This is a genomic window from uncultured Mucilaginibacter sp., from assembly GCF_913773635.1.
Classification (GTDB): Bacteria; Bacteroidota; Bacteroidia; order Sphingobacteriales; family Sphingobacteriaceae; genus Mucilaginibacter.
Genome location: NZ_CAJYGQ010000004.1, coordinates 52,355 through 76,494, shown reverse-complemented (window position 1 = coordinate 76,494; position 24,140 = coordinate 52,355). Strand labels below are relative to the sequence as shown.

The following is a 24,140-nucleotide window of genomic DNA, read 5'->3' as shown; positions in this document are numbered from 1 at the left end:
ACAAACAACAAGCTATCAAACAAATAATAGAGCTTGATTATAACAACGAAACTGATTTGTTTGCCTTTGTCGACCAATCAAAATACTTTGATCAGAAAGCATCTGTGCTAAAAACACAATATGAAGCCAGCCGGCCATCAGTTACTAAAATCAAAACATTTAAAAACGGAGCTAACGACGTTGATCCCTCTACCACCAAAGTTATTATTGAATTTTCAGATAAGATGAACAAACGTTCGCGAAACTTTGAGGCAGGGCCATTGGGTATTGATTATGTGATGATGGTTAAGCGATTTTTAGGCTTTTCGGAAGATAGCAAACAACTAACCATTGAAGTAAACTTAAAACCCAGCCGTCGTTACCAGTTACTTTTAGGGTCGAGGTTTATGAATGAAAACGGAATATCTATTAATCCTTATTTAATTGATTTTACTACGGCCGCGCAATAAAAACAGTTGCTTTCTTAAAAGATAGCTCGCATCTGCTAGTGCTTTCTTTTATATGTGAAATGTAGCCCTTACCTTTACCGCACTTATGAAAACGTGGCTTAAACGTTTAGGGGTTGCCGGATTTTTATTCTTTTTAATTAAGGGGTTAATTTGGCTGGCTATCTTTTTCTTCGGATTTAAAGCATGTAACAAAGAGCAAACAAAAAAGACCGGGAAGCTTTCCCGGCCTGCTTCTGATGTAATTACCTCTTATAGCGCTCGCGTATAGCTTTAAATTCTGAACCTGCCTTCCACTTCGGCCATAAGGTTGTAGAGTAAGCCATTTTTTTCCCTACAGCATATAAAAGCTCCAGGTCTTGTATTGTTCCGCTTACATCCCAATCGGCTGTAACTTCATCAGATGGTTTGTGGTAAGTTGTGGCCGTATAATTCTCGTGCATTTTCAAGCCTGCCTGTCGGCCCTTGCCTATCAAATCAACACCGCTTTCAGTGTACAGCGCCGGTATACCCACCTTTGCAAAATTAAAATGGTCTGACCGGAAGTACATGCCTTTGGCAGGATCAGCTTCTGGTGCAACGTACCTGCCTTGTTTAGCTGCTTCTGTTTTCAAATAATCTTCCAGTTCTGATTGTCCGTATCCAACCAACCCTATGTCTTTGGTTTTTCCGTAAGGATAAAACATGTCCATATTAATATCGGCCACAGTTTTCTCTTTCAGGAATACCGGATTTTCAGCATACCAAGCCGACCCCCATAAACCTTGCTCTTCTGCTGTTACTGATAAAAATACAATGCTGCGAGCGGGCTTTTCTTTATTTTGTTTAAACACACGGGCAAGTTCAAGCAGTGCTGCTGTACCGCTTGCATTATCAACTGCTCCGTTATATATACTGTCGCCTTTTGCATCAGGTTTACTTATTCCAAAATGATCCCAGTGCGCCGAATAAATAACACATTCATCAGCTTTTTGCCTGCCCGTAATTTTTGCAATAACGTTGTGTGATTTTTTATAGTTAGCTGTTACGCTTAAGCCGGTACTCAGCTTAAGAGGCAATGGCCTTGCCTTAAAATCTTTGCTTAGCGCACTTGCCAACAGTGTTTTATAATTGGTATTTGATGCTTGCAGCAAGCGCTCAGTAGCAGGCAGGGTTAACCAACCTTCAATGGCGCATTTGTAAGTTTCCTTTGCGCGGCTGTCAAGGTATAGCTTGGTAGTTTTCCAACTGTTTTGTACCACGCTGAAGCCATACGCAGCCGGAGCAGTATCATGAACAATCAAACAACCCTTTGCACCGTGGCGTGCGGCCTCATCATACTTGTAGGTCCACCGGCCGTAATAGGTCATGGTTTTGCCTTTAAATTGCCTGGCATCATAATACCCGGGGTCATTAACCAGCACTACAACTATTTTACCCTTTACGTCTAACCCGGCATAATCATCATGCTTAAACTCAGGTGCGGTGATGCCAAACCCGGCAAACGCCAGATCTTCATTTTTTAGTTCAATGTCGGGTTCTGTACGGCGGGTCCATAGAACATAATCCTTAAGCCCCTCCAGCTTTATTGGCGATGATGAAGTACTTATTCTCATGCTCATTTGCGGATTGCAGCTTATAGCTACCATAGGCACCTCCTGTACAAAACTTCCTTTGTTACCGGGTTCTAACCCTAAGACTTTAAACTCTCGCTCAAGGTACTCTATCGTCTTGGTTTCACCGGCAGAGAACGGCATACGGCCCATCAGTTCATCAGAGGCGATAGCCTTCACATACGCAGTATAACTTTTGGCACTAAAGCCCTGAGGTTTTTGTTGAGCAGAAGCCGACAACACGGCACCAAAAGCAAAACAGCCTAATAAACATGTAATTTTATTGAGGAGCATAAAAATAATTAAACGTTATGTAACCTAAAATATAGAATAGAAAGCTTATTAACTATTTAGAATTAGCTTTCAACATTACGCGTCCTTTTTTTGTGAGGGCAAAGCCGGGAGCTTTCGTCTTTTCGTCTTCTGCAGGTGCAATAAGGTTATAACCCCTTAAGCTTTGCAAATCTTCTTTACTTATTCCGGCCGGCTTTCCGGTATCTGCAATGGTTTTAAGTGCAGCAATAACCTGTTCATGTGTCATACGGCAAAATTAGGCATTTGCACAATAACACTTCTCATACAAATTACGATGATCACACCACAGGCATGATCATCGTAAAAAAAGTTTATTTGCTTAAATAGCTATGCAAATCATTTAATGCCTTATCCCAGCCTTCCTGGTGCGGATTAATTGATTCTTCGTTTTCAAAGTTTTCCTGAATAACTTTAATTTCGCTACCCTCGCCTTTTGCTACAAACATTACTGTTAATTCGTGTTCTGCTTCTTTTACCTCGCTGTTGGGTATGTTCCAATTCCAGCTGTAAGCCAGCTTTTCGTTTTCCTTTACTTCCTGGTACTCGCCGGTAATTACTACTGACGTTTCGCCATCTTTACCTTCAAATTCGTACTTAAAAGTTCCACCCTCTTTGACGTCCAGTTCAACTGATTTAAGTTTGCTTCCTGATGGTTGCCACCATTCTTTCAAAGCTTCGGGTGTGTTCCATGCTCTGTATAAATCTTCAACGCTTACGTCAAAGCTTTTACTTGCCTCTAATCTCAATGCTGTATTTTCCATGTGGTTAAATAATTTTCATTAAACCACATATGAAACCGCATATAGTTTAAAAAAAAACAAACCTAATAGCTCTTTTTAAGTAGTTTTGAACAATAATTACAGCCAGTTAATGGGATATTCAAGTTTAAAAAACTGCGTTACCGATCTTGAAAAACATGGTCATCTTATACGCATAAAAGAAGAAGTAGACCCCTATTTGCAAATGGCAGCTATTCATTTGCGTGTATATGAAAATGAAGGCCCGGCCATACTTTTTGAAAATGTAAAGGGAAGTAAATTCCCGGCGTTAAGTAATTTATTTGGCACGCTTAACCGCTCGAAGTTTATTTTTCGCGATACCCTGGACAAGGTTAAAACACTGGTTGATATTAAAACGGACCCAATAAAGGCAATCAAGCGCCCGTTCAGTTATGCCAATGTAGCTATGACTGCCCTATCGGCCCTGCCCATGAGGGTTAGTAAGGGTGCACCTGTCAATTTCGGCCAAACACAAATAAGTGAATTGCCGCAAATTGTAAACTGGCCCATGGACGGAGGCCCCTTTGTCACCATGCCGCAGGTATACACTGAAGATGCTGACAAACCAGGCATTATGAGCGCAAACTTAGGTATGTACCGTATACAATTAGCCGGTAACGATTATATAACTGATAAAGAAATTGGACTGCACTACCAATTACACCGCGGTATTGGCGTTCATCAAACTAAAGCCAACGCCAAAGGCCAGCCGCTTAAGGTAAGTATATTTGTAGGTGGACCGCCATCGCACCCTGTGGCAGCGGTAATGCCCCTGCCCGAAGGACTTTCAGAAATGACCTTTGCCGGTGCACTGGGTAACCGCAGGTTCCGGTATTTTTATGATGCCGAAGGTTTTTGCATTTCGGCCGATGCTGATTTTGTGATAACCGGTACCGTAATGCCGCACGAAAATAAACCTGAAGGCCCCTTTGGTGATCACCTGGGCTACTACAGTCTGGTTCACCCGTTTCCGTTAATGAAGGTGCATAAGGTATATCATCGTAAAGATGCCATTTGGTCGTTCACGGTAGTCGGCCGCCCTCCACAGGAAGACACCAGCTTTGGAGCTTTAATACATGAAATAACCGGCTCGGCGTTGCCGTCGGAAATTCCTGGCTTACATGCCGTAAACGCCGTGGATGCCGCCGGTGTGCACCCTTTACTATTTGCCATAGGCAGCGAGCGGTATACGCCTTATTTAAAAGAGCGCCGCCCTCAGGAAATATTGACTATTGCCAACCATATACTGGGTAAAAATCAATTGAGTTTGGCTAAGTATCTTTTCATTGCCGCTAAAGAAGATGATCCGTCGGTAGATATTCATAACATAGGCGGTTTTCTCAAACATACACTAGAACGAGTTGACCTTACACGCGACTTGCATTTTTACACCAAAACTACCATTGATACCCTTGATTACAGCGGCAGCGGTTTAAACAGCGGCAGTAAGGTAGCTATTGCAGTAGCCGGAGAAAAAAAGCGCGAGTTATGGACAGAACTTCCTGCCGGTTTCAGCCTTCCGCGCCCGTTTAACGTATTTAGGTTAGCAATGCCCGGCGTGCTGGCTATTGAGGTTCCAAAATTTATTCATGAAGATGATATTGCAGGCGCCATTGAAATAATGAATAGCTATGTAAAAGATACTGACCTGAGCGGCCTGCCGCTTATGGTGCTATGTGACGATGCCGGCTTTACCGCACAAACTATCAATAACCTGGTATGGGTAACGTTTACACGCAGTAATCCATCGCATGATATTTATGGTATTGACAGTTTTACAGAGCATAAGCACTGGGGCTGCCGTGGCCCAATGATCATCAACGCCCGTATAAAACCCCATCATGCTCCTGAACTCATTAAAGATCCTGCGGTTGAAAGAACTGTAGATGCCTTAGGTGCTAAAGGTGGCAGTTTGCACGGAATTATTTAAACGCAATATTGCGCATCGGCTACGAAATATATTAAATAAAGAAGGCACTCCCTTGCGGAGTGCCTGATTAGCCTTTCAGCTTCTCTAATTTTATTGATCGCAGAGCTAAGGTAGCTGACTGCCGCTTAACCTGTATGCGTATTTTTACCTGATTAATTTTTCGAGTGAAACTACGGAGAAAATAAAAGCGGCCCATTTTGAGCCGCTTAAAGTTTATTGAGATATATTAATTATCTTCCTTTTTCTCTTTCACTATAACAAAAACGTCTTCGTCGGCCTTCTTCATCAAATACTTTTCGCGGGCAAACTTTTCGAGTTTTTTTGGGTCTGAGGTTAACTCATCAAGCTCTTTGGCTACCTCCGCTGTCTCCTTTGTATAAAAATCACGCTCCTGCTCCAGCTTGTTTAATTGCTGTCGATGCTCATACTGGGTGTACAAATCGTTTTTATCAAAAAACAACATCCAAACTATAAACGCCACGGTCACCAGAAAGTACTTATTTTTAATGAGGTCGATTACACGCTTCATATCAAGGATGGGCTTGAAAGTCATTATAAATGTAAACCGAATATTTTAAGTTACAAATACTTATAATTAATTTTTTGCCGCTGGCTTACCTTTTCCTGAGGTATTGCGATTGTTGCCAAACCTGCGTTTACCGTTACGGTGACCACCACCCTGACGGTTGCCACCTCCACCCTGTTGTGCTGGCTTGCCTTTCATTTCCTCGCGTATGCGCTCCACTGTACTCAACTGTTTCATTGGGTAAGGGTGCTCCTCATTCACCGGAATGGTTTTAGCTATAAGTTTGTGAATATCTTTCAAAAACTCTTTTTCTTCATGATCACAGAACGATAGTGCTATACCGCTTGCACCCGCCCTGCCTGTACGTCCAATGCGGTGTACATAGGTTTCGGGAACGTTAGGCAGCTCATAGTTGATAACATGAGTAAGCGCTTCAACATCTATACCACGTGCAGCAATATCAGTAGCCACTAATACACGTGTTGTACCTGCTTTAAAGTTACTTAAAGCACGCTGGCGGGCATTTTGAGATTTGTTTCCGTGTATAGCCTCAGCGGTAATGTTAGCTCTAACCAAATCTTTAACCACTTTATCGGCGCCGTGCTTGGTACGGGTAAATACCAACACGCTTTGAATTGCCTTGTCTTGTAGTATATGGTTAAGCAATGCTCTTTTATCACCTTTCTCTACGAAGAAAATTTCCTGGTCTATGGTATCGGCAGTTGATGATACCGGTGTAACTTCAACCTTTTCGGGCTTATGTAATATGGTATCGGCAAGTTGCTGAATTTCTTTTGGCATGGTTGCCGAAAAAAACAAAGTTTGTCGTCTTGACGGAACCTTGGCTATAATCTTTTTTACATCATGCACAAAGCCCATATCCAGCATACGGTCGGCTTCATCCAAAATAAGGAACTTGATATGATCAAGGCTTATGAAACGCTGGTTTACCAAATCGAGCAAACGGCCTGGTGTTGCCACTAATATATCAACACCACGCTTTAAAGCATCGGTTTGCGGGTTTTGTGATACACCACCAAAAATTACCAAATGTTTTAACCCTGTATGACGCCCGTAAGCTGCCAAACTCTCATCAATTTGAATAGCCAGCTCGCGCGTTGGTGTTAAAATGAGTGCTTTAATGGTTTTTTGCTCTTTGTGCTGGTTACGATCCTGATAAAGCAATTGCAGCAATGGAATAGAAAAAGCTGCTGTTTTACCGGTACCGGTTTGGGCGCAACCTAAGAGGTCTTTACGTTGCAGTACAATTGGAATAGCTTGTTGCTGTATAGGGGTTGGTTGAACGTATCCTTCAGTTTTTAATGCCTTAAGGATAGGATCAATTAATTTTAAATCTTCAAATAACATGTAAAATGTATAACGTATGTATAAAGCTGTACAGACAGTACAGAATTATGATGAGTTTGGGCATCCCAGTTTTATAACTATCTGGGTTGAAATGCAAAGATACGTTTTATTTATATGCAATGAAAGAGGGTTAAAAGACAAGAACTAACAGCTGAGCGCCAACGAAAAAGCCGGAAAGCAAGGTAATTTATTACCTATACTTCCCGGCTATTGTAGCCAGTTTTATTTATATAAAACATGGCCTTTGCTTATTAGCTCTATGCTTTGCCTTAAGAAAGGCTGGCTATTAGTCAAATTTATATACGCTACCCATTTTGGTGCTGTCACTGGCATCAACTTTCAGGTCGGTAATTTTACCTGTATCAAGGGCATAAACCCAGCCATGTATATTCAGCTCCTGGCCATCAGCCCAGGCACCTTGCACAATAGTGGTTTTGCAAAGATTATTAACTCCCTCAATTACATTTAATTCAACCATGCGGTTAAACTTCTGCTTCTCATCAGTTATAGTTTCCAGTTCGGCCAGGTGCTTTTGATAAACATCTTTAATGGTACGCAACCAGTTATCAATTAATCCAAACTGCTTATTGCCCATAGCTGCCTGTACACCGCCGCAACCATAATGGCCTACAACAATTACGTGTTTTACCTTTAGTACGTTAACTGCATAATCCAGTACCGATAACAAGTTAAGGTCGGTATGTACAACAACGTTGGCAATGTTGCGGTGTACAAATATCTCACCCGGATTGGTGCGGGTAATTCTATCGGCAGGTACCCTACTGTCTGCACAACCTATCCACAAAACCGGCGGCTTTTGCCCGTTTGCCAGTTTCTCAAAAAACTGCGGATCTTCCTGAAGTGCTTCTTCAATAAATTTTTGGTTGCCTTCCAGCAAGCTCTCGTAAGTGATGTGGCTTGTATCGTGTATTGCTAAATTGCCTTGTGCCATAGTAAATGCTTTTATTAAAATTTGGTTAAAATAACAAAAGATATTGCAAGCTTACAAACCACAATAATTCTTAAAATGTTTGGCGGGTACCTGCTTTATAGTAAAGCTCTGCCAAAGTTTTTTGATAAGCTGCTATCATACTTTCGAGCTTTATGCGCATATCAATCAGTTTGGTTTCGCGGCTGTTGATCAGGAACAGCGTACTTTCACCCAGGTCGAACTTAGTAGTTTCACCTTTAAGCAAAGCCGTTTGATTGCGGATACTTTGTACTTGTACTGCTAACTGTGCCTCGTATGCTTTCAAACTATTGTAAGAAGCCACCACATTGTTCCGTATTTCACGTCCCGATTGTTGCAAATCATAATCAAGCTCTTGTTGCTTAATTCTTACCTCACGTAGCTTTCCGCGCTCGGCACGTAAAAACAACGGGAATGAAAACTCGAGACCTATTTTATGGTTAGCCCAGCCAAAGTCGTAATAGTCGGGCACATAACTGTTCCATGATCGTCTGCTTGATATAAGAGTTCCGCTAATATTAATCTTAGGTTTCAGCATCTCTTGCCTGTACAAACGCTCAACTGCCAACTGTCCTCCTTTGGCCCGTAGCTTAACAAGCTCAGGATGCTGATCGGCAGCACGGCTTACCAGCGTATCAAGTACCAGCTTGTTTACCTGCTGCACGTTACCATCCAGCAGTTCGGGCACGGCATCTTCGGGAAGCTCCATGGGGTTACCCTCATTGTTCCACAAGTGATTAGAAAGTATAAGCCTTGCGTTAGCCAATTCAATTTTGTTCTTTTCAAATTGTATTATACGCTCTTGCACAGTAACATAGGCCTCAACTGAGTCAATAGGTGCTTTATCGCCAAGTTGGGTTTGGTTACTTACCGCCTTAAACCTGGTTTGAGCCAAATCAACCCCTTCTTGTGTAAGCCTTAATTGCTTGTAAGCATAATACCATTCCCAATAGTCTTTAGCAATTTCGTACCATGTTGTATTTATTTGCTTTACACGCTCGGCCTCGGCATACCTCACCATTATTTTTGCCTGCCTCAATGTGCTACGACGGGCATCAATAATTAAACCCGCGCCTAACGGAATTGACAAACCGACACCTGATAAGCCTGATAAACTTGTACGGGTTTCGGGGTTGGTATAGGTACCGGCGTTACGGTCATAACCAACCTTTAAATCGGCACCTGCCAGCCATAAAGGCACTTTAAGCTCATTTGTCCAGTAATTATAATAATCAGTATTACCAAAAGCCTTACGGTTAAAGTTGGCTTTTAAGGTAGGGTCAAAGTAACCTAATGACTGCAAAACATTAGCTCTTGCAGCATCAGTTAAAAGAGAAGCCTGTTTTATAATAGGATGGTACCTGAAAGCCATTACCTGCAAATCCTCCAGAGAAAAAACTTTTCCCGTATCGGCAGGCCGCTTGTTTTGAGCCGATGCTGTGGTTACGCACAGCAACAATACCCAAAACAAGCTTTTTATATGACAACTAATTTTCTGTTTCTTCATATATATTTATTCCTGTCTCGGCTACCAACTATTTCTTTTCTTTGTCTTTTTCGTCCTTAGGTTCTTTTTCTAGGCTTGGCGGGAAACCATTCAACTGGCGCCATATCTCGTACCATACCGGTACAGACCTTAAGATAACACGTGCATACACACCCGAGCCCTGCCTGAGCTGCTCCGGCCACGATTCATCGTTTTTAGGAACGGGGAGTTGTTGCTTTACCAATAAACGGTATTTACCACCTGTGCTGCTAACCTTGTCTATCGAAAACACCTTACCGGCAAACGTACCAACCGCTACCGACGGCCAGCCCGAGAACTGTATTGACGGCCAGCCTTCAAACTGAAGCCTCACATCACTGGTATCCAATATCAGAGGGACATCCATAGCGCTTACATAAATTTCGGCAGCTACCTGCGGATTTTTTGGCTGCAGTGTAGCTACAGATTCGCCCTCTTTGATGTTTTCTCCAATACCGGCTTTCATGGTTTTAACCACAAAACCGTCTTGCGGGGCGCGCACTACATATAAATTACGGCGTATAGAGATATTAGCAATATCATTACGAAGCTTTGCAATATCACCCTGCACACCTGCACGGCCCGATAATGCCGAACCCAAATCAGAAAGTGCCTTGGCGTATGTTTCCTGGTATTTGGCTTTAATGTTATCCAGGTCAATGCGTGCGTTAAGCAGGTTTTGCTTTGAGTTATTCAGCTTATTTTCCTGGCTTATCACTTTTGCACGGTCTTCCTGCAACTTTAGGCGACGGGTTTCAATATCGGTAAGTGAAAACAAACCGTTTTTATAACCCTGCTCGTAACGTTCTAAACGTGCTTTACTGGTGTTAAAGAAGTTTTGCACAGCTACCAAATCGGCCTGATCAATATCAACATAGTTTTGCGCCTGCTTAACCTTATTTTCGGCAGCCTGTAATTGAAAGCGCAAACCTTTGTTAAGCGCCTCAATTTGGGCGCGGGTAGCTCTTATTTTTTGCAGATTTGCGGTATCGCTCCCGCGTTTTGCATTTAGCTGTTCGTTCAAACGCTGCGGCAATTCGGGGTCAAAGTATGACTGGCTGGTTTCGGAAATAACCAATATGGTATCTCCTTTTTTAACTTCCTGACCTTCACTTACAGCCCAGCGTTCAATACGTCCGCCAATTTGATTTTGAACGGTTTGAGGTCTGTCTTGCGGGCGTAAGGCTGTTACGGTACCGCGGCCGGGTATGGTTTGCCGCCATGGCAACAACAAAATTATGATGAAAAGAACCAGTAATATGAGCAGTATACGGCCAAGTAAACGGGCGCCTTTTGCAGGCAACACCTTTTCACATGATCTTACCGAAAGTTCCTGCCAATTATGTATTTGTTCTACGTAACTTGAATTTTTATGCATGATGATGCCCCTCCTCGTCAAGTTCAAGATCGGTTACAACGGCAAGTTTTTCAGCGCCTGTAGCCATATCAAATAAGGTATTCATGTTGGTCATTAATTTTTCTATAGCATAGCTGATTTGTACGATAATCACCTCAGCAGCTACAAACTGGCCAAAAGACATTGCGCGGGTAACTACAAAGTATGACCCTAACAACAGCAATCCACCCATCAAAATAGTGCGGATAGCAACTGCGCTGGCAAAAAATCTTTTTAAAATGGTAAAGTGCTCATTACGGGCCTGTAAGTATTCTGCCGTAATTTCATCGGTACGCTCAATAACATGGTCACGCTTGGCGGCATCGTTACGGTAAGGTTCTAAATCGGCAGCTACCTCTTCAAGGTAAGCTACTAATTCGTACTTGTGGTGCGATTCTTCAATGCTGGTGTTTACCCCCGGCTTAAAGTATAGCGCAAGAATTATAACTATAAACAGTATTACCAATATGCCAAATGCAATAAAAAACGGGTGGTAGAACGATAGTAGGATAGCGCTGAAAAATATCTGCACAGCAGCGGCAACAATATCAACCAATAGTTTGGTAAGCCCTTTTTGAATGGTGAGTATATCAAAAAACCGGTTAACCAGTTCGGGCGGGTTTTCGTCTTCAAGCGCCTGACGCTTTATGCGCGGAAGCCTGAATGCAAATTCCAGAGCTGTTTTGGCAAAAATTTTCTGCTCTACAACCTCTACAAGCGAAAGCTGGCCAATAAGCAGCAAACCACCCATTACAATACCTAACAGTATTACGGCAATAAGTATATAGGTTGAACTATACATAGCACCGTTTGATAACAGGTTAAAAACTGCTGTTGTACCCAATGGTAGAGTAAGGCCAATTAAACCTATAAGTACAGCATAAATAAAGATGTAATTAATGGTAGACCGCTCGTAGTGCAAAATGCGCATGAGCCTTTGCCAGGGTGTAAGGAGTTCTTTATGATGATGTTTTTTCATTATTCTTTACGTATATCAATAGTATATAGGTGGATGCTTGCAGGTTTTTGATTGCCCGGCTCAAAGGCACCGGACGACAAATACTGCATATTTAAATGCTGCCTCGCCAGTTAAGAGGTTGCATTTGGTACACAAAGGCTTATAATTTTTGCAATGAGAAACATAGCCTGCGGGCATTATGTTTCAAGTTAATTAATTCAATGCTAATGATTTATTGTTTGCTGCAATGTTTGGTGCTGTACAACTAGTCATTTAAAGAATTCATCAGGCAATTTGATGACCTAGGCTTTAAATGGCGTAGCGTACAGTAAGTTGCTTTAAGCTACTGCAACAAAAGAGGTATTAAATAAGCCCGGAGTTTGGCGGCGGGGTTAACACAGATGGGTGATGGCCGGGCTGATAAATGGAATGGCCATAATCTAACCGCTTCTGGGTTTCTATAGTAAGGGGTTCATGCACATGGTGAGAGAACCATTGCATATCCTCATCAAAAAACTTTTTTTCCTTCGCCGATTCTTTTTCGGGCGACTCTTTTTCGTTTTTAGTTTCCTCTTCAAGCTGCATAATCACAGCATTGACGGTTTTATTATTGAGAGACAGAAAGGCAGGAGCTACCGATATGATCATCTTTGCAACAAAGATCATCATAAACAGCAGGCATATTGCTATCTTACCAATTCCGTTTTTCATATTTTTTGCAAAAGTATACTTTTTTAGAACATTAAATTGTCAATTTCATACAAGTGAAATTTCTTAATGTTTTTTAATAATTTAAAATGCCATTACATATTGAACAGGTAAGACCCGAACTAACATGGCGCCTACGCCGCGAAGCCTTGTATCCAAACCTTCCGTTATACGAAATGGAACTGGAAGAAGATACCAATGGCTGGCACTTTGCAGCTTTTAATAACGATGCTTTAGTAGGTGTAGTATCATTGTTTCAGCATTGTTGCAATTTTCAGTTTCGCAAACTGGCCGTTGCAGTTACTTATCAGCACCAGGGCGTGGGCTCGGCCTTATTACAGTATATCACAAACTTTGCCATCAATGAAAAAGGTACACGCCTATGGTGCAATGCTCGTAAGGATGCTGTACCGTTTTATACAAAGGCTAATTTTACTGCATCCGGAGAAACATTCAGAAAAAATGGTATTGATTACCTTGTTATGGAAAAGCCGCTTTGAAAACGAAAGACCGGCTTGTATTGCACAACCCGGTCTTTCTAAACTATTAACTCCTGAAAATTTTACTCGCCACAAAACAACAGCTTGCCTGTTAATTCATCATTAATACATCAATAATTTTAGTCGCTATTACTCCTTTCATCACACGCCGCCAAAACAAATTGCCTCAAACACCATTAAATTGGCACAGAATTGAATTTTTATATATTTGCTAACCTCATCAGAAATTTTGCATATAAATTATGGCCGAAAATATAAATGAAGAAAAACCACAACACACTGCTGTGGTAACTGAAGAATCGCTTAAGTTTCTTGAAAAATATATTAATAACCCTTCCCCTACCGGGTTTGAATGGATGGGACAAAAGATGTGGTTGGAATACCTGCAACCTTATATTGACACTCATTATGTTGACAATTATGGTACAGCTGTTGGCATTATCAACCCTGAAGCAGAATATAAAGTTGTAATTGAGGCCCATGCCGATGAGATATCATGGTTTGTAAATTACATTACCAGCGACGGATTAATATACGTTATACGCAACGGCGGTTCAGACCACCAAATTGCACCGTCAAAACGTGTGAACATACATACTGATAAAGGCGTTGTTAAAGCAGTTTTTGGCTGGCCGGCCATTCATACACGTCATGGTGGTGAAAAAGAGGAAGCTCCAACCCTCAAAAATATCTTTCTTGATTGCGGATGCACCAGCAAAGAAGAGGTTGAAGCTATGGGTATACACGTTGGTTGCGTAATTACCTATGAAGACGAATTTATGGTTTTAAATAACCGTTACTACGTTGGCCGCGCACTTGATAACCGCGTTGGTGGTTTTATGATTGCCGAAGTTGCCCGCCTGCTTAAAGAAAACGGCAAACAATTACCTTTCGGCTTGTACATTGTAAATGCTGTGCAAGAAGAAATTGGCTTACGTGGTGCCGAAATGATAGCTCACAAAATTAAACCGCACGTAGCTATCATTACCGACGTAACTCACGATACGCAAACGCCTATGATTAACAAAATTACTCAGGGTGACTTAGCCTGCGGCCGCGGACCGGTAGTATCATATGCTCCTGCTGTGCAGAACAACTTGAACAAGCTACTGATCGAATCGGCAGAGAAAGCCAGTATACCATTTCAACGCCAGGCATCATCACGTTCAACAGGTACCGATACCGATGCTTTTGCCTACTCAAATGATGGCGTTCCATCGGCACTGATATCATTGCCGCTGCGTTATATGCATACTACTGTTGAAATGATTCATAAAGAAGACGTAGACAATGTGATACGTATGATTTATGAAACATTATTAAATATTAAGCCCGGACAAGATTTCAGATATATTAAGTAAGCATTAAATATAATCTAAAACATATATTTTAATTAACCGTATTTATACCTTCGGGTATATATTTTTCTATATTTACATCACTATGAAACCAACCTTACTGATATTGGCCGCAGGTATGGCCAGCCGTTACGGCAGTATGAAACAAGTTGATGGTTTTGGTCCTAATGGCGAAACCATTATCGATTATTCTATATATGATGCTATAAAAGCTGGCTTTGGAAAAGTAAGCTTCATCATTCGCGAGGAATTCCAGGATGCTTTTAAAGCCATATTTGAGCCTAAACTGGCCGGCCGCATTGAAACCGATTACGTGTTTCAAAGCTATGACCTTACCCAATTTGGTATTGATAAAACCGTTGAGCGTTCAAAACCTTGGGGTACTGCCCATGCTGTATTAGCGGCACGCAACCAAATCAACGAGCCGTTTTGCGTTATCAATGCTGATGACTTTTACGGTTACGAAGCATTTGAAAAAATGGCGCAGTTTTTAACTACCGAAGTTGCCGATGATAACTACTCATTAATGGGTTACCAAATTGATCGTACTTTATCAGATTACGGTTCTGTATCTCGCGGTGTATGTAAGGTTGAAGACGGTAAAATGGTTGAAATTAACGAACGTACCGAAGTTTACTTTAAAGACGGCGACGTATTTTACAAAGACGCAACCGGCGAGCACGAGTTACCAAAAGACACCCGTGTATCAATGAACTTCTGGGGCTTTACTCCTGCTGTATTCAAACAAAGCGAGGAAATGTTCAAAAAATTTGTTGACGCTAACGAAAGCAATCCAAAAGCTGAGTTCTTCATTCCGCTAGTAGCCGATGAGTTAATTAAAACAGGTACTGCTGCATTTAAAGTTATACCAACCGGTAATAAGTGGTTTGGTGTTACTTACAAAGAAGATAAGCCAATTGTACAAGCCAGCATTAATGAACTGGTTGAAAACGGCACTTACCCAACTAATCTTTGGGAATAACAATTTTCAAAAACTTACTTTTAAATATAAAATCCCGCCCCTATACAAGGCGGGATTTTTTTGTGGCAATGTTTTCAATAAGCATTCAAAACCTGCACCCATCCGGTACATTAATACCCTGCGCGCTTTGTTGCAGGCTGGCTTTCCCGTTATGAATTGAGACTATCCATAAGCTGTCATAATCGTTACCTTTCCATTTAAGCTTATCGGCTTTTACACCCAAGGCAGCTATAATTTTACGAATGGCATTGTGTTCCCAAACTACCAGTACGGTCCCCGTTTTGTTGCTTATATTTTTGGCAAGAGCTTTAGTGTTTTCTACATCAAACTTGCTGTTAACCGTTAAATTGTATTTGGTTGCCAAGGGCCAAACAGTTTGCAGCATACGCCCGCTTTTGGTTGCCTTACCTGTTGATAGTGATGGCACATAAACGTAACGTGGCACTCCAAACTTTTTTACAAGCACGCCCGGTAACATCATGGCACGGTTAAAGCCTTTACAAGATAAATTATCGCCATTTGCCGGTTTTTCGGCATGGCGCATAATTATGATGCGCAAATCATCACCACCCTTTTGCTGTTGCGCAAATGTCATGGAACCGGCAAAAGTGAACAGTATAATGTATATAAATTTTAACATTCTCATATAATGAAAACTTTAAAGGGTTGGTTAAGCACCACTGTCAAAACTAACTACCTAAACTTTCAACCCGCCAAAAATACTTGTCATAATTACGCAGAGTACAATCAGGGTAATAAATATGTACAGCTTGTCTTTTTCCAGAATGAAAGCCAGTAAGGAGAAGATGACCCTAAGTATTGGCGTGGCAATTAAAATTAACACGCCTAGTTGAATTACCTCGGTAGCATTTAATGCCAATGCACCTTTAAATATGCCGTTGAAGGTTGTGTAGCCTGCTCCTTCGCCAATAAAGTTGCCGTATTGTGGTACAGGCCCACTACCGTGCAGCAACAGGTACATTATACCACCTGCCAATGCTACCACACTTGCGGTAACAACGCCGTAACGCAACAGCCGCCCCACAACCAGCTCCACATCCTTATCGCCCCACATGGCCGTAAATATATTTTTCATATTCAAAATTTCTTTAATTAAAACTTGTGCTGAATACCGTTATAAATCATTTGCAGTGCTACAAATACTATGGCTACACAAAAAATAATTCGCAGGGTTTGCGGATTGATGCGTGCCAGTAATTTTGAGCCTGTAAAGGCACCTGCAAGTACACCCAGTATAACCGGAAAGCCTATACCCGGATCCATATAACCGCGTTGAAGATACACTACGGCACTTGCCGCAGCCGTAACGCCTATCATAAAATTGCTGGTGGTAGTACTAACCTTAAATGGTATACGCATGGCTGTATCCATAGCCAAAACTTTAAGCGCACCCGAACCTATGCCCAACAGCCCCGATATTACCCCGGCAACAGTCATTATTGAAAAGCCGACACCTATGTTCTTCAATTTGTAACTCACTACACCGTCTTTGGTAGGATAGCTGCCATTAAGTTTGAGCAAATAAGAAAGCTTGCTACCCTCGGTTAAAGCTTCCTGATTTTTTTTACGCAACGTCATGGCTGCCGAAAAAATAAGCACCGAGCCAAACATGATTGCAATGATATTAACAGGCGTGTAAACTGCCAACAGGGCACCAATAACGGCACCAATTGTTGTAGCTATTTCAAGAAACATACCTAGCCTAATGTTAGTAATACCCTCTTTAACATATGCCGTAGCCGCTCCCGATGAGGTTGCAATGGATGCAAGCAGTGCAGCACCAATGGCATACCTAATATCAACACCAAAAACTAATGTTAGCAGCGGAATAACCACTACACCGCCACCCAGCCCGGTGAGCGAGCCAAGCAACCCTGCCAAGTACGATCCCAACAGCAATATTATGGTGAATGTTAGTATTGTCATATATAATTTGTTTAGTAGTTATTATTAAGTATTTGTTGCATCGCCAAGCGCGCTGCCTTTTGTTTTCTTGATTTTATAGCATTGTATAATTGCTCATGCAAATGGTGGCTCATGGCAAACCGGCCTATTCCCTGTGGCTCCCGCTTTAAAAAAAAATCGCGTATTACGTTGCTGAAACTTGTGTAAAGGTTAAAGAGTACGCTGTTGCCCGTTGCCCTGGCAATGGTAGTATGAAATGCAATATCAGCGTCCATACACGCCTGTCTGTCGTTGCGTTCAATAGCGTCTTTACGGCTTTGTAAATGTTGCTGCATTTGCTGCAATTGCTCATGGCTGTGGTTTTCCACGGCAAGGCTTACAATTTCCTTATCAAGCATTTGTCTTACCGCATTGATTTCATCAAAATCGGCACGACGCAATTTATTGTCAATTGGTTCATTGTCATCAACCGCATTCACCACCGTACCTATCCCCTGTTGTACCCGTACTACCCCAGCCATGGCTAACGCCTTGATTGCTTCCCGTATGGTTGAACGCCCTACCTCGTAAAGCTTCATCAAATCAGGCTCTGCCGGTATTTTGTCACCTGGTTTATATTTACCTTTAGTAATATCATCTTTTATTAACCGGCTAATGCGGTCGCTGAGTTTAATACGGGCGTCCATGTTTTTCAAAACGAATACAAACATATGATGTTTTTCTTAAACATCATATGTTTGTATTCGTTTATTTCTTTTCTTGACTCAAATATTGGCCTTGTTGCTTAATAATTAATTTAATTTTACCTTCCAAAACATTGTCTTATATTCGACCAAATAGCAATCACATGATAAATACACGAATTGCGCTCCTGAATATGAGCTTAACCTTATCTGCAGCTTTAAGCATTACGTCTTGTTCGAAAACCAGGGTTGCTAAACCGCAACCTGAAGAGTTTGTACAACACTTTAAGGCAAATATTGCCGGCAAGGAGATTTCGATTGAAAACACCCGGGATAGAAACCGAACTCAATTAACCGGCCAGTGGACGGGCTTAGGCAATGGCGATGGTACTGAAAAAAGCATATACACGGTTGACGTTATCCTCCCGGCGGATATATCACCAATTTCAGCACAGGCACGACTTCGTGTTCAAGTTGAAAATGTAAAAAAAGGGGAATTCCTTATAACTGGCGAGAACAAAGATTATCCTCCCTACAAGTCTTTAATCTCATTACGTAATAGTAATATATCGTACTCGGCTAATACTGCAAAAAAACCGTTTGAAGTTGAAATTACAAGATATGAGTATCCGTATGGCAGTATGGTTCCGTACGTGGGCGGAAAACTAAATGGTGTATTGTATAATGAGAAGAACCTGCAAGATTCCATAATCATTAAAGACGGAACATTTGAGGTCCGTTTTTAGCATTTCATAATGCAATACGCTCAATTTTCTGTTTTATCAAACTATCACCTTCTGGTAGCTGTTCAAATTTCGGTTAAGTAGTTATATTCACCAGATATTGTAACCCTATATGGATTTTAAAGTATTAGGCCCTTCCCAAAGCGTTGTACAGCAAAACAACAAGTTAATTATAAAAGCTGCTGAAGCTGAGGCACACGTTACTGTTTACAGCCCATCAATCATTAGGGTAAATATTACCCGCCAGCCAGCAGATGCTGATGAGTCATTTGCTGTAATCAGACAACCCGAAAACAGCCTGGCTTACGAGGAAACAGACGCCGAGATTATCATCGAAACAACGGCACTTACCCTACGCATTAATAAAACACCATTACGTTTTGCATTTTATACACCAGACGGAAAGCTACTTAGTAAAGATGACGACCGCTTTGGTACCAACTGGCAAAACAGTCGTGTAATTAATTATAGGGAGTTACAGCCCGAGGAGCACTTTATTGGTTTGGGTGAAAAGGTGGGTAACCTTAACCGCCGTGCCAGTTCTTTTACCAATTGGAATACGGATGCATCTGACCATACCCCTAAAACCGACCCTTTGTATGAAACCTTTCCTTTCTTTATAGGCATACACAGCGAGCTTACTTACGGGTTCTTTTTAGATAATACACACAAAAGTTATTTTGATTTCGCCGCATCTTGCGATGATCAGTTTATTTGGCTTGGAGCTGATGATGGCGATTTGAATTATTATTTTTTTGGTGCGCAAACGGTAGCAGGCATTATTCAAGACTATACCTGGCTAACCGGTCGTATGGAAATGCCTCCCCTATGGAGCCTGGGTTACCAGCAATGCCGCTGGAGCTACATGAGCGCGCAGGAAGTGTTAGATGTTGCAGCAAAATTCAGGGAACATAACGTACCAGCTGATGTAATGTATTGCGACATTGATTACATGGAAGGCTTTAAAATTTTTACCTGGAATAACGAGACCTTTCCTGATTCAAAAGCATTCATTGATAAGCTAAAAGCAATGAACTTTAAATTGGTGACCATTGTTGATCCGGGTATTAAAGTTGAAGAAGGCTACCAGCAGTATGACGAAGGTGTTGAACGCGGCTACTTTGCTACCTACCCTAACGGTGAAAATTATATAGGCGAGGTTTGGCCCGGCCGCTGTCACTTCCCCGATTTTTTCAGAGAGGATGTGCGCGAGTGGTGGGGCGCTGCCTTTACTGCTTTAACCGAACCTGGAGTTGAAGGGTTTTGGAACGATATGAACGAGCCCGCAGTGTGGAACCAGAACATGCCGTGGATAGTAAAATTTGGAGACAAATTTATGCCTGAGGTACGTAACGTATATGGCATGCAAATGGCACGTGCCACTTATGATGGTACCCGTAAAATATTAGGAAACAAAAGGCCATTTGTATTAACACGCGCTGCTTACTCAGGCACGCAGCGCTATTCGGCCGTGTGGACGGGCGATAATACGGCTACCGATGAGCACTTACTATTGGGAGCCCGGCTGGTAAATAGTTTAGGCGTAAGCGGAATGGCTTTTGTTGGTGTTGATATTGGCGGTTTCAGCGGTAACCCCACCCCCGAGATGATGGTACGTTGGAACAACTTAGGTATGTATACCCCTATGTATCGCAATCATTCTATCAAAGATTCTGACTTTAGGGAACCATGGCAATATGGTGAGGAGAACCTCAACCTCATACGCAAGTTTATTGAAGATCGTTATCGTTTGCTACCGTACCTTTATTCGGCATTTTACCAAACTACACAAAGTGGCTTACCTGTGTGCCGTACACTGGCCATTGACTACACGCATGATAAGGCCGTTTATTACGAGGATTATCAAAATCAGTTTTTATTTGGCGACGGTTTATTGGTTGCACCTGTTATAAGCACGGAATTGACAGCAACGGTATATTTACCTTGCGGCGATTGGTACAGGCTTGGCACTGATGAAAAATACACAGGCGGACGCGAGTATACAGTTGATGCACCATTAAGCGATATGCCGGTGTTTGCAAAAGCAGGTGCAATTGTGCCTATGCAAAATGTAACGCAAAGCACACAGCATTCAGTTGATGGCACGCTAATTTTGCATGTTTGGAATAGCGCAGAGGATAATTACTTTGTGTATTACGAAGATGATGGTAATACCTATGATTACGAAGCCGGAAATTATCATAAACGTTCGATAACCTTTAACCCGAATGAAAAAACTATAAAGATTTCGGCTGCTGAGGGCAATTACGAGTCGAAATATAATCTTCTTGAATTAGTGTTACATGGCTTTGATGATGCCATACACTTAAACAAGCTCGACTTTAGTAACGAAGAAATAGTTATCGAATACTAATAAAAGTCAAAAGGTGGGCAGCTCTTCTGATTCTCAGATTTAGCTGCCCACCTTTTTTATATTTATAATAATTTCTTTTATTCAAACGTTTTTATCTGAGGATCGGTAAAATGATTTTTGAACCATTCATCAAATAATTCATGCACTTCCAGTTCCGGGTGCTTGCTTCCATACTCGGCAAATGCTGTAGCAATATATTTTACATCAGCGGTGAGCAACTGGCTAAGCGTATCGGCATTTTGCTCGTCAACATTATCCTTTAATTGGCCGGTTATTTTTTCCTTAATTCTTTCTTGTAATGTCATTGTAGATGTTTTATCAATTTCGTTGCAAAACAAAAGCCAAAACTAAGGAACGTTCTAAATTATCGATGATTGGACCACCTTAACTCCACACAGCTTTTTAAGATTTAACGTGGCTTTGCTCGATGTAAGAAGTAATGTAATTTTTCACTTCTGTTTTTTTTGCCTCATCATCAATCAGGTCATATAATGGTATTAAACCCTTTGGCAAAATTTCAACAAAAACTGCTTTGTCATTAGTACAGGTTTTAACCCAATCATGAAACCATACAACTGTTCCCTTTGCCGTTTCTTTATTGACTATTGCTGCTGCATCGCCACCAATGGCCTCATAAATAAGATTTGGCTCAGAAATAGCATTCACATCAGCGGCTTTAAGATCATCCAAATAACCTGACAGGGTGGAAAACACATTATTTAAAGCATAGGTAAAGCCCACCATAGCTGAATGCAGCTTACGGCTATCAGAAGTTTTAGCCTGATAAAACACGTTGAATTTTGCTCCCAAACTTAATTGTGATAAAACATGAGTACCGTATTTTTTGACTAAATTTTTGGCAGCTAGGCCCTTTACATCATTCCGAAATTCAGCTGATAAATACCGCTTTGCAGTTTCGTCTATTAAGTAAGCTTTAATTGTTTTCGATATAACGGTGTAGTCATACTGCGCATATATATATTTATTTGCAAGGACATCATCGCCGGGATACACATTAGTAAGCGTTTTAACAAAAAGTCTGCTGGTTTGCCCTTTATCAAATCGCTGTGTCATTTGAGTAAGGAAATCATCAGCATTTTCAGCATAAAGCGTTCTGAATCCGCCTGAAGTGCTACGGCCAACATCAATGCGTTGTGGATATGCAGCTGCAAAGGCAGGCACGTTAAATACAGGTTCCATAACTGAATTAACATCAGCATACTTACCGGTTATGTCGTATCCGTAACCGACATAGTTATAATCGCCATTTCCTTGTTTAACGGGGCTGAACGCAAGTTTACTCAGGCTAAATTTGACGTCTTTTATATTTTCAGGATTGGCATTTTCAGCGTTTGATACGTTTGTTTTTTTGCAGGCAGTAAACAATGCCATTGCACCAAGGAGGAATAATGTTTTATTCATGGCTTAAGTTAAACTCGTGAACGAAACTACATAAAATCACTAATATTAACCATTGGTTTAAAAGTAAACTTTTAATTACACAGGTAGGTTACAGCTAAAAAACACAATTATATCGTCTTATAATCACCAAGCAAACATTTGATTATTGTCTATGCTTTTTCAATAAAATGGAAATTCATAACAGAACTTATTTTAAAACCCAAATGCTTATAAACATTTACAGCGCGTTCATTATCATCTCTTACATGTAAAAACGGCAGGTTACCAGCGGCAAGCATGCGGCTGACCTGGCTTAATAACAGCTTGCGTGCGTAGCTCTTGCCCAAATATTGTGGATGCGTACAAACGGCGCTTATTTCGGTGAACATGCCCGGGTTAAGGCGTTGACCAGCCATAGCAACCAATTTTTCATCCTCAAATATTCCTTCATAGTAACCAAATTCAATAGTGCGGGTTGAAAAAGGACCGGGAACAGTAAGTTGAGTAAGCTCGAGCATTTGAGGTACATGCTCATGTGTTAACGAATGTATGATGTCATCATCCAATGCTGTGTTAGCCGGCTTTTCCCAAACCATTTGATAGCCGGTCATATACCTCAGTAATTTCCAGGATGGTGGTATAACAATGTCTTCCGGAGTAAATACAACACGCGGCGTATTATCCGGAATTTGATTATACAAATCATTTAAAAGCAATTCGTTAAAATTGGCTAAACCAATAATGGGCGACACCTCTGCATCAAAGTACCTAACGTCACCATGGCCTTTAGCTAAAGCCGCATTTCCGGTGACTAAAGCGTTCCAGCCCGGATTATATAAAACATCACTCATTTGAAGCGCAAAGCTAAAACAATAAGTTTTTAACCAAAAACTACATTCAATTAAATAGGTAACTAGTTACCTACATCTTCATCATTAAATAACCACTTGCTTGATGCATTTTATTTCCCGCTTCATAATCTAACGCTACGTATAAAACGAAAAGAACCGGTGCTTACGCATCGGCTCTTCAATAATAGTTCTGTAAATATTTATTCTCCGGCAGTTTCGCTGTCGTACTTAATTTTATTAACGTGTTTGTCAATTTCCCAGCGTCCGGTACCTTCTTCACCAATAACTTCAAATAACTCCAGTGCACGGCGGGCTTTGTACTCTTCCTCGCGTTGCTCTTTCATAAACCAGTTCAAAAATTCGAACGTAACAAAGTCTTGTTCTTTCATACAAGCAGCTGCAATGTTTTTGAATGATTGGGTAATAGCAACCTCTGCGTCTAAAGCATCTTCAAATACCTCACGGAAGGTAGTGTACTCCTGCTTAATACCGTTAACATCTGGAGATACCGCGCGACCCCCCATGTCCAATACGTATTTAAAAAGTTTAAGCTGATGCTCCCGCTCCTCGCCCGACTGTTTAAAAAAGTAGTCAGATGAATAATCAAAGCCATTTTGATTACACCATGAAGCCATCGCCAGGTACATAGCTGATGAATGTGCTTCTTTCTTTATTTGTTGGTTTAAAAGCATTTCGATGTCGGCAGACAGCAAACACTTAATACGCATTATATCTTTCATGTTATATTATAGTTAGGGATTGTTGTATCCGATTGAATACATACAAAAATAGTGCTATAACAACATGTT

General features: G+C 41.3%; 25 protein-coding genes. 7 read left to right on the top strand and 18 right to left on the bottom strand.

What is annotated here, in order from left to right:
- The first annotated feature begins 56 nt into the window (after positions 1-56).
- Positions 57-449: a hypothetical protein gene (locus tag QZ407_RS03620; protein ID WP_295767751.1), complete on the top strand. Its 393-nt coding sequence runs from the start codon at positions 57-59 to the stop codon at positions 447-449.
- Between the two features lie 242 nt (positions 450-691).
- On the opposite strand, the gene QZ407_RS03615 is transcribed toward QZ407_RS03620, so the two are convergent.
- The 3 genes from QZ407_RS03615 to QZ407_RS03605 form a co-directional block, all read right to left on the bottom strand.
- Positions 692-2,332, bottom strand: coding sequence for a M28 family metallopeptidase (locus QZ407_RS03615; RefSeq protein ID WP_295767750.1), 1,641 nt, complete (start codon positions 2,330-2,332; stop codon positions 692-694).
- A gap of 52 nt (positions 2,333-2,384) precedes the next feature.
- Positions 2,385-2,579, bottom strand: a complete 195-nt coding sequence (locus QZ407_RS03610; RefSeq protein WP_295767748.1) for a hypothetical protein — start codon at positions 2,577-2,579, stop codon at positions 2,385-2,387.
- Between the two features lie 85 nt (positions 2,580-2,664).
- On the bottom strand, positions 2,665-3,114 hold the full coding sequence (locus tag QZ407_RS03605) for an SRPBCC domain-containing protein (protein WP_295767747.1): 450 nt from the start codon (positions 3,112-3,114) through the stop codon (positions 2,665-2,667).
- Between the two features lie 109 nt (positions 3,115-3,223).
- Between QZ407_RS03605 and QZ407_RS03600 the strand changes: the two genes are divergently transcribed.
- Positions 3,224-5,062, top strand: coding sequence for a UbiD family decarboxylase (locus QZ407_RS03600; RefSeq protein WP_295767746.1), 1,839 nt, complete (start codon positions 3,224-3,226; stop codon positions 5,060-5,062).
- Between the two features lie 226 nt (positions 5,063-5,288).
- Here the strand turns inward: QZ407_RS03600 and QZ407_RS03595 are convergent, their stop codons facing one another.
- The 7 genes from QZ407_RS03595 to QZ407_RS03565 form a co-directional block, all read right to left on the bottom strand.
- The gene (locus QZ407_RS03595) at positions 5,289-5,615 is read right to left on the bottom strand and encodes a septum formation initiator family protein (protein WP_295767744.1); all 327 of its coding nucleotides are present in this window, start codon (positions 5,613-5,615) and stop codon (positions 5,289-5,291) included.
- A 42-nt stretch (positions 5,616-5,657) separates the two neighbouring features.
- Positions 5,658-6,956: a DEAD/DEAH box helicase gene (locus QZ407_RS03590; RefSeq protein ID WP_295767743.1), complete on the bottom strand. Its 1,299-nt coding sequence runs from the start codon at positions 6,954-6,956 to the stop codon at positions 5,658-5,660.
- 286 nt (positions 6,957-7,242) lie between these two features.
- A complete protein-coding gene (can, locus tag QZ407_RS03585) occupies positions 7,243-7,908 on the bottom strand; it encodes a carbonate dehydratase (protein WP_295767742.1) in 666 nt (221 codons plus the stop codon).
- Positions 7,909-7,978: 70 nt separating this feature from the next.
- On the bottom strand, positions 7,979-9,433 hold the full coding sequence (locus QZ407_RS03580; RefSeq protein WP_295767741.1) for a TolC family protein: 1,455 nt from the start codon (positions 9,431-9,433) through the stop codon (positions 7,979-7,981).
- Positions 9,434-9,461: 28 nt separating this feature from the next.
- The gene (locus QZ407_RS03575) at positions 9,462-10,829 is read right to left on the bottom strand and encodes an HlyD family efflux transporter periplasmic adaptor subunit (protein WP_295767740.1); all 1,368 of its coding nucleotides are present in this window, start codon (positions 10,827-10,829) and stop codon (positions 9,462-9,464) included.
- The gene (locus tag QZ407_RS03570) at positions 10,822-11,826 is read right to left on the bottom strand and encodes an ABC transporter transmembrane domain-containing protein (RefSeq protein ID WP_295767739.1); all 1,005 of its coding nucleotides are present in this window, start codon (positions 11,824-11,826) and stop codon (positions 10,822-10,824) included. The genes QZ407_RS03575 and QZ407_RS03570 overlap by 8 nt, the downstream gene beginning before the upstream one ends.
- A gap of 342 nt (positions 11,827-12,168) precedes the next feature.
- The gene (locus QZ407_RS03565; protein WP_295767737.1) at positions 12,169-12,516 is read right to left on the bottom strand and encodes a hypothetical protein; all 348 of its coding nucleotides are present in this window, start codon (positions 12,514-12,516) and stop codon (positions 12,169-12,171) included.
- A gap of 86 nt (positions 12,517-12,602) precedes the next feature.
- On the opposite strand from QZ407_RS03565, the gene QZ407_RS03560 reads away from it, so the two are divergent.
- From QZ407_RS03560 to QZ407_RS03550, 3 genes are all read left to right on the top strand, one after another.
- Positions 12,603-13,013, top strand: coding sequence for a GNAT family N-acetyltransferase (locus QZ407_RS03560; RefSeq protein ID WP_295767736.1), 411 nt, complete (start codon positions 12,603-12,605; stop codon positions 13,011-13,013).
- 242 nt (positions 13,014-13,255) lie between these two features.
- Positions 13,256-14,374, top strand: a complete 1,119-nt coding sequence (locus tag QZ407_RS03555) for a M42 family metallopeptidase (protein ID WP_295767735.1) — start codon at positions 13,256-13,258, stop codon at positions 14,372-14,374.
- 82 nt (positions 14,375-14,456) lie between these two features.
- Positions 14,457-15,353, top strand: coding sequence for a sugar phosphate nucleotidyltransferase (locus QZ407_RS03550; protein WP_157539737.1), 897 nt, complete (start codon positions 14,457-14,459; stop codon positions 15,351-15,353).
- An 85-nt stretch (positions 15,354-15,438) separates the two neighbouring features.
- On the opposite strand, the gene QZ407_RS03545 is transcribed toward QZ407_RS03550, so the two are convergent.
- The 4 genes from QZ407_RS03545 to QZ407_RS03530 are packed head-to-tail and all read right to left on the bottom strand — an operon-like array spanning position 15,439 to position 17,989.
- Complete coding sequence (locus QZ407_RS03545) at positions 15,439-15,999, bottom strand: histidine phosphatase family protein (protein ID WP_295767734.1); 561 nt, start codon at positions 15,997-15,999, stop codon at positions 15,439-15,441.
- 51 nt (positions 16,000-16,050) lie between these two features.
- Positions 16,051-16,449: a DUF1634 domain-containing protein gene (locus tag QZ407_RS03540; protein WP_295767732.1), complete on the bottom strand. Its 399-nt coding sequence runs from the start codon at positions 16,447-16,449 to the stop codon at positions 16,051-16,053.
- Positions 16,450-16,466: 17 nt separating this feature from the next.
- The gene (locus tag QZ407_RS03535; RefSeq protein ID WP_295767731.1) at positions 16,467-17,300 is read right to left on the bottom strand and encodes a sulfite exporter TauE/SafE family protein; all 834 of its coding nucleotides are present in this window, start codon (positions 17,298-17,300) and stop codon (positions 16,467-16,469) included.
- An 11-nt stretch (positions 17,301-17,311) separates the two neighbouring features.
- The gene (locus tag QZ407_RS03530; protein ID WP_295767730.1) at positions 17,312-17,989 is read right to left on the bottom strand and encodes a FadR/GntR family transcriptional regulator; all 678 of its coding nucleotides are present in this window, start codon (positions 17,987-17,989) and stop codon (positions 17,312-17,314) included.
- Between the two features lie 137 nt (positions 17,990-18,126).
- Between QZ407_RS03530 and QZ407_RS03525 the strand changes: the two genes are divergently transcribed.
- Positions 18,127-18,708 carry a DUF5025 domain-containing protein gene (locus tag QZ407_RS03525; RefSeq protein WP_295767729.1) on the top strand — a complete coding sequence of 194 codons (582 nt, stop codon included), beginning with the start codon at positions 18,127-18,129 and terminating at the stop codon, positions 18,706-18,708.
- Positions 18,709-18,817: 109 nt separating this feature from the next.
- Positions 18,818-21,079 carry a glycoside hydrolase family 31 protein gene (locus tag QZ407_RS03520; protein ID WP_295767727.1) on the top strand — a complete coding sequence of 754 codons (2,262 nt, stop codon included), beginning with the start codon at positions 18,818-18,820 and terminating at the stop codon, positions 21,077-21,079.
- Positions 21,080-21,156: 77 nt separating this feature from the next.
- On the opposite strand, the gene QZ407_RS03515 is transcribed toward QZ407_RS03520, so the two are convergent.
- The 4 genes from QZ407_RS03515 to QZ407_RS03500 all read right to left on the bottom strand — a co-directional run bounded on the left by QZ407_RS03515 (position 21,157) and on the right by QZ407_RS03500 (position 24,071).
- Complete coding sequence (locus QZ407_RS03515; protein WP_295767726.1) at positions 21,157-21,384, bottom strand: hypothetical protein; 228 nt, start codon at positions 21,382-21,384, stop codon at positions 21,157-21,159.
- 97 nt (positions 21,385-21,481) lie between these two features.
- The gene (locus QZ407_RS03510) at positions 21,482-22,501 is read right to left on the bottom strand and encodes an MAC/perforin domain-containing protein (protein ID WP_295767725.1); all 1,020 of its coding nucleotides are present in this window, start codon (positions 22,499-22,501) and stop codon (positions 21,482-21,484) included.
- A gap of 149 nt (positions 22,502-22,650) precedes the next feature.
- Entirely contained in the window at positions 22,651-23,331 is a 681-nt protein-coding gene (locus QZ407_RS03505; protein WP_295767723.1) for a GNAT family N-acetyltransferase, read from the bottom strand.
- A 200-nt stretch (positions 23,332-23,531) separates the two neighbouring features.
- A complete protein-coding gene (locus QZ407_RS03500; protein ID WP_295767721.1) occupies positions 23,532-24,071 on the bottom strand; it encodes a ferritin in 540 nt (179 codons plus the stop codon).
- Positions 24,072-24,140: the final 69 nt, after the last annotated feature.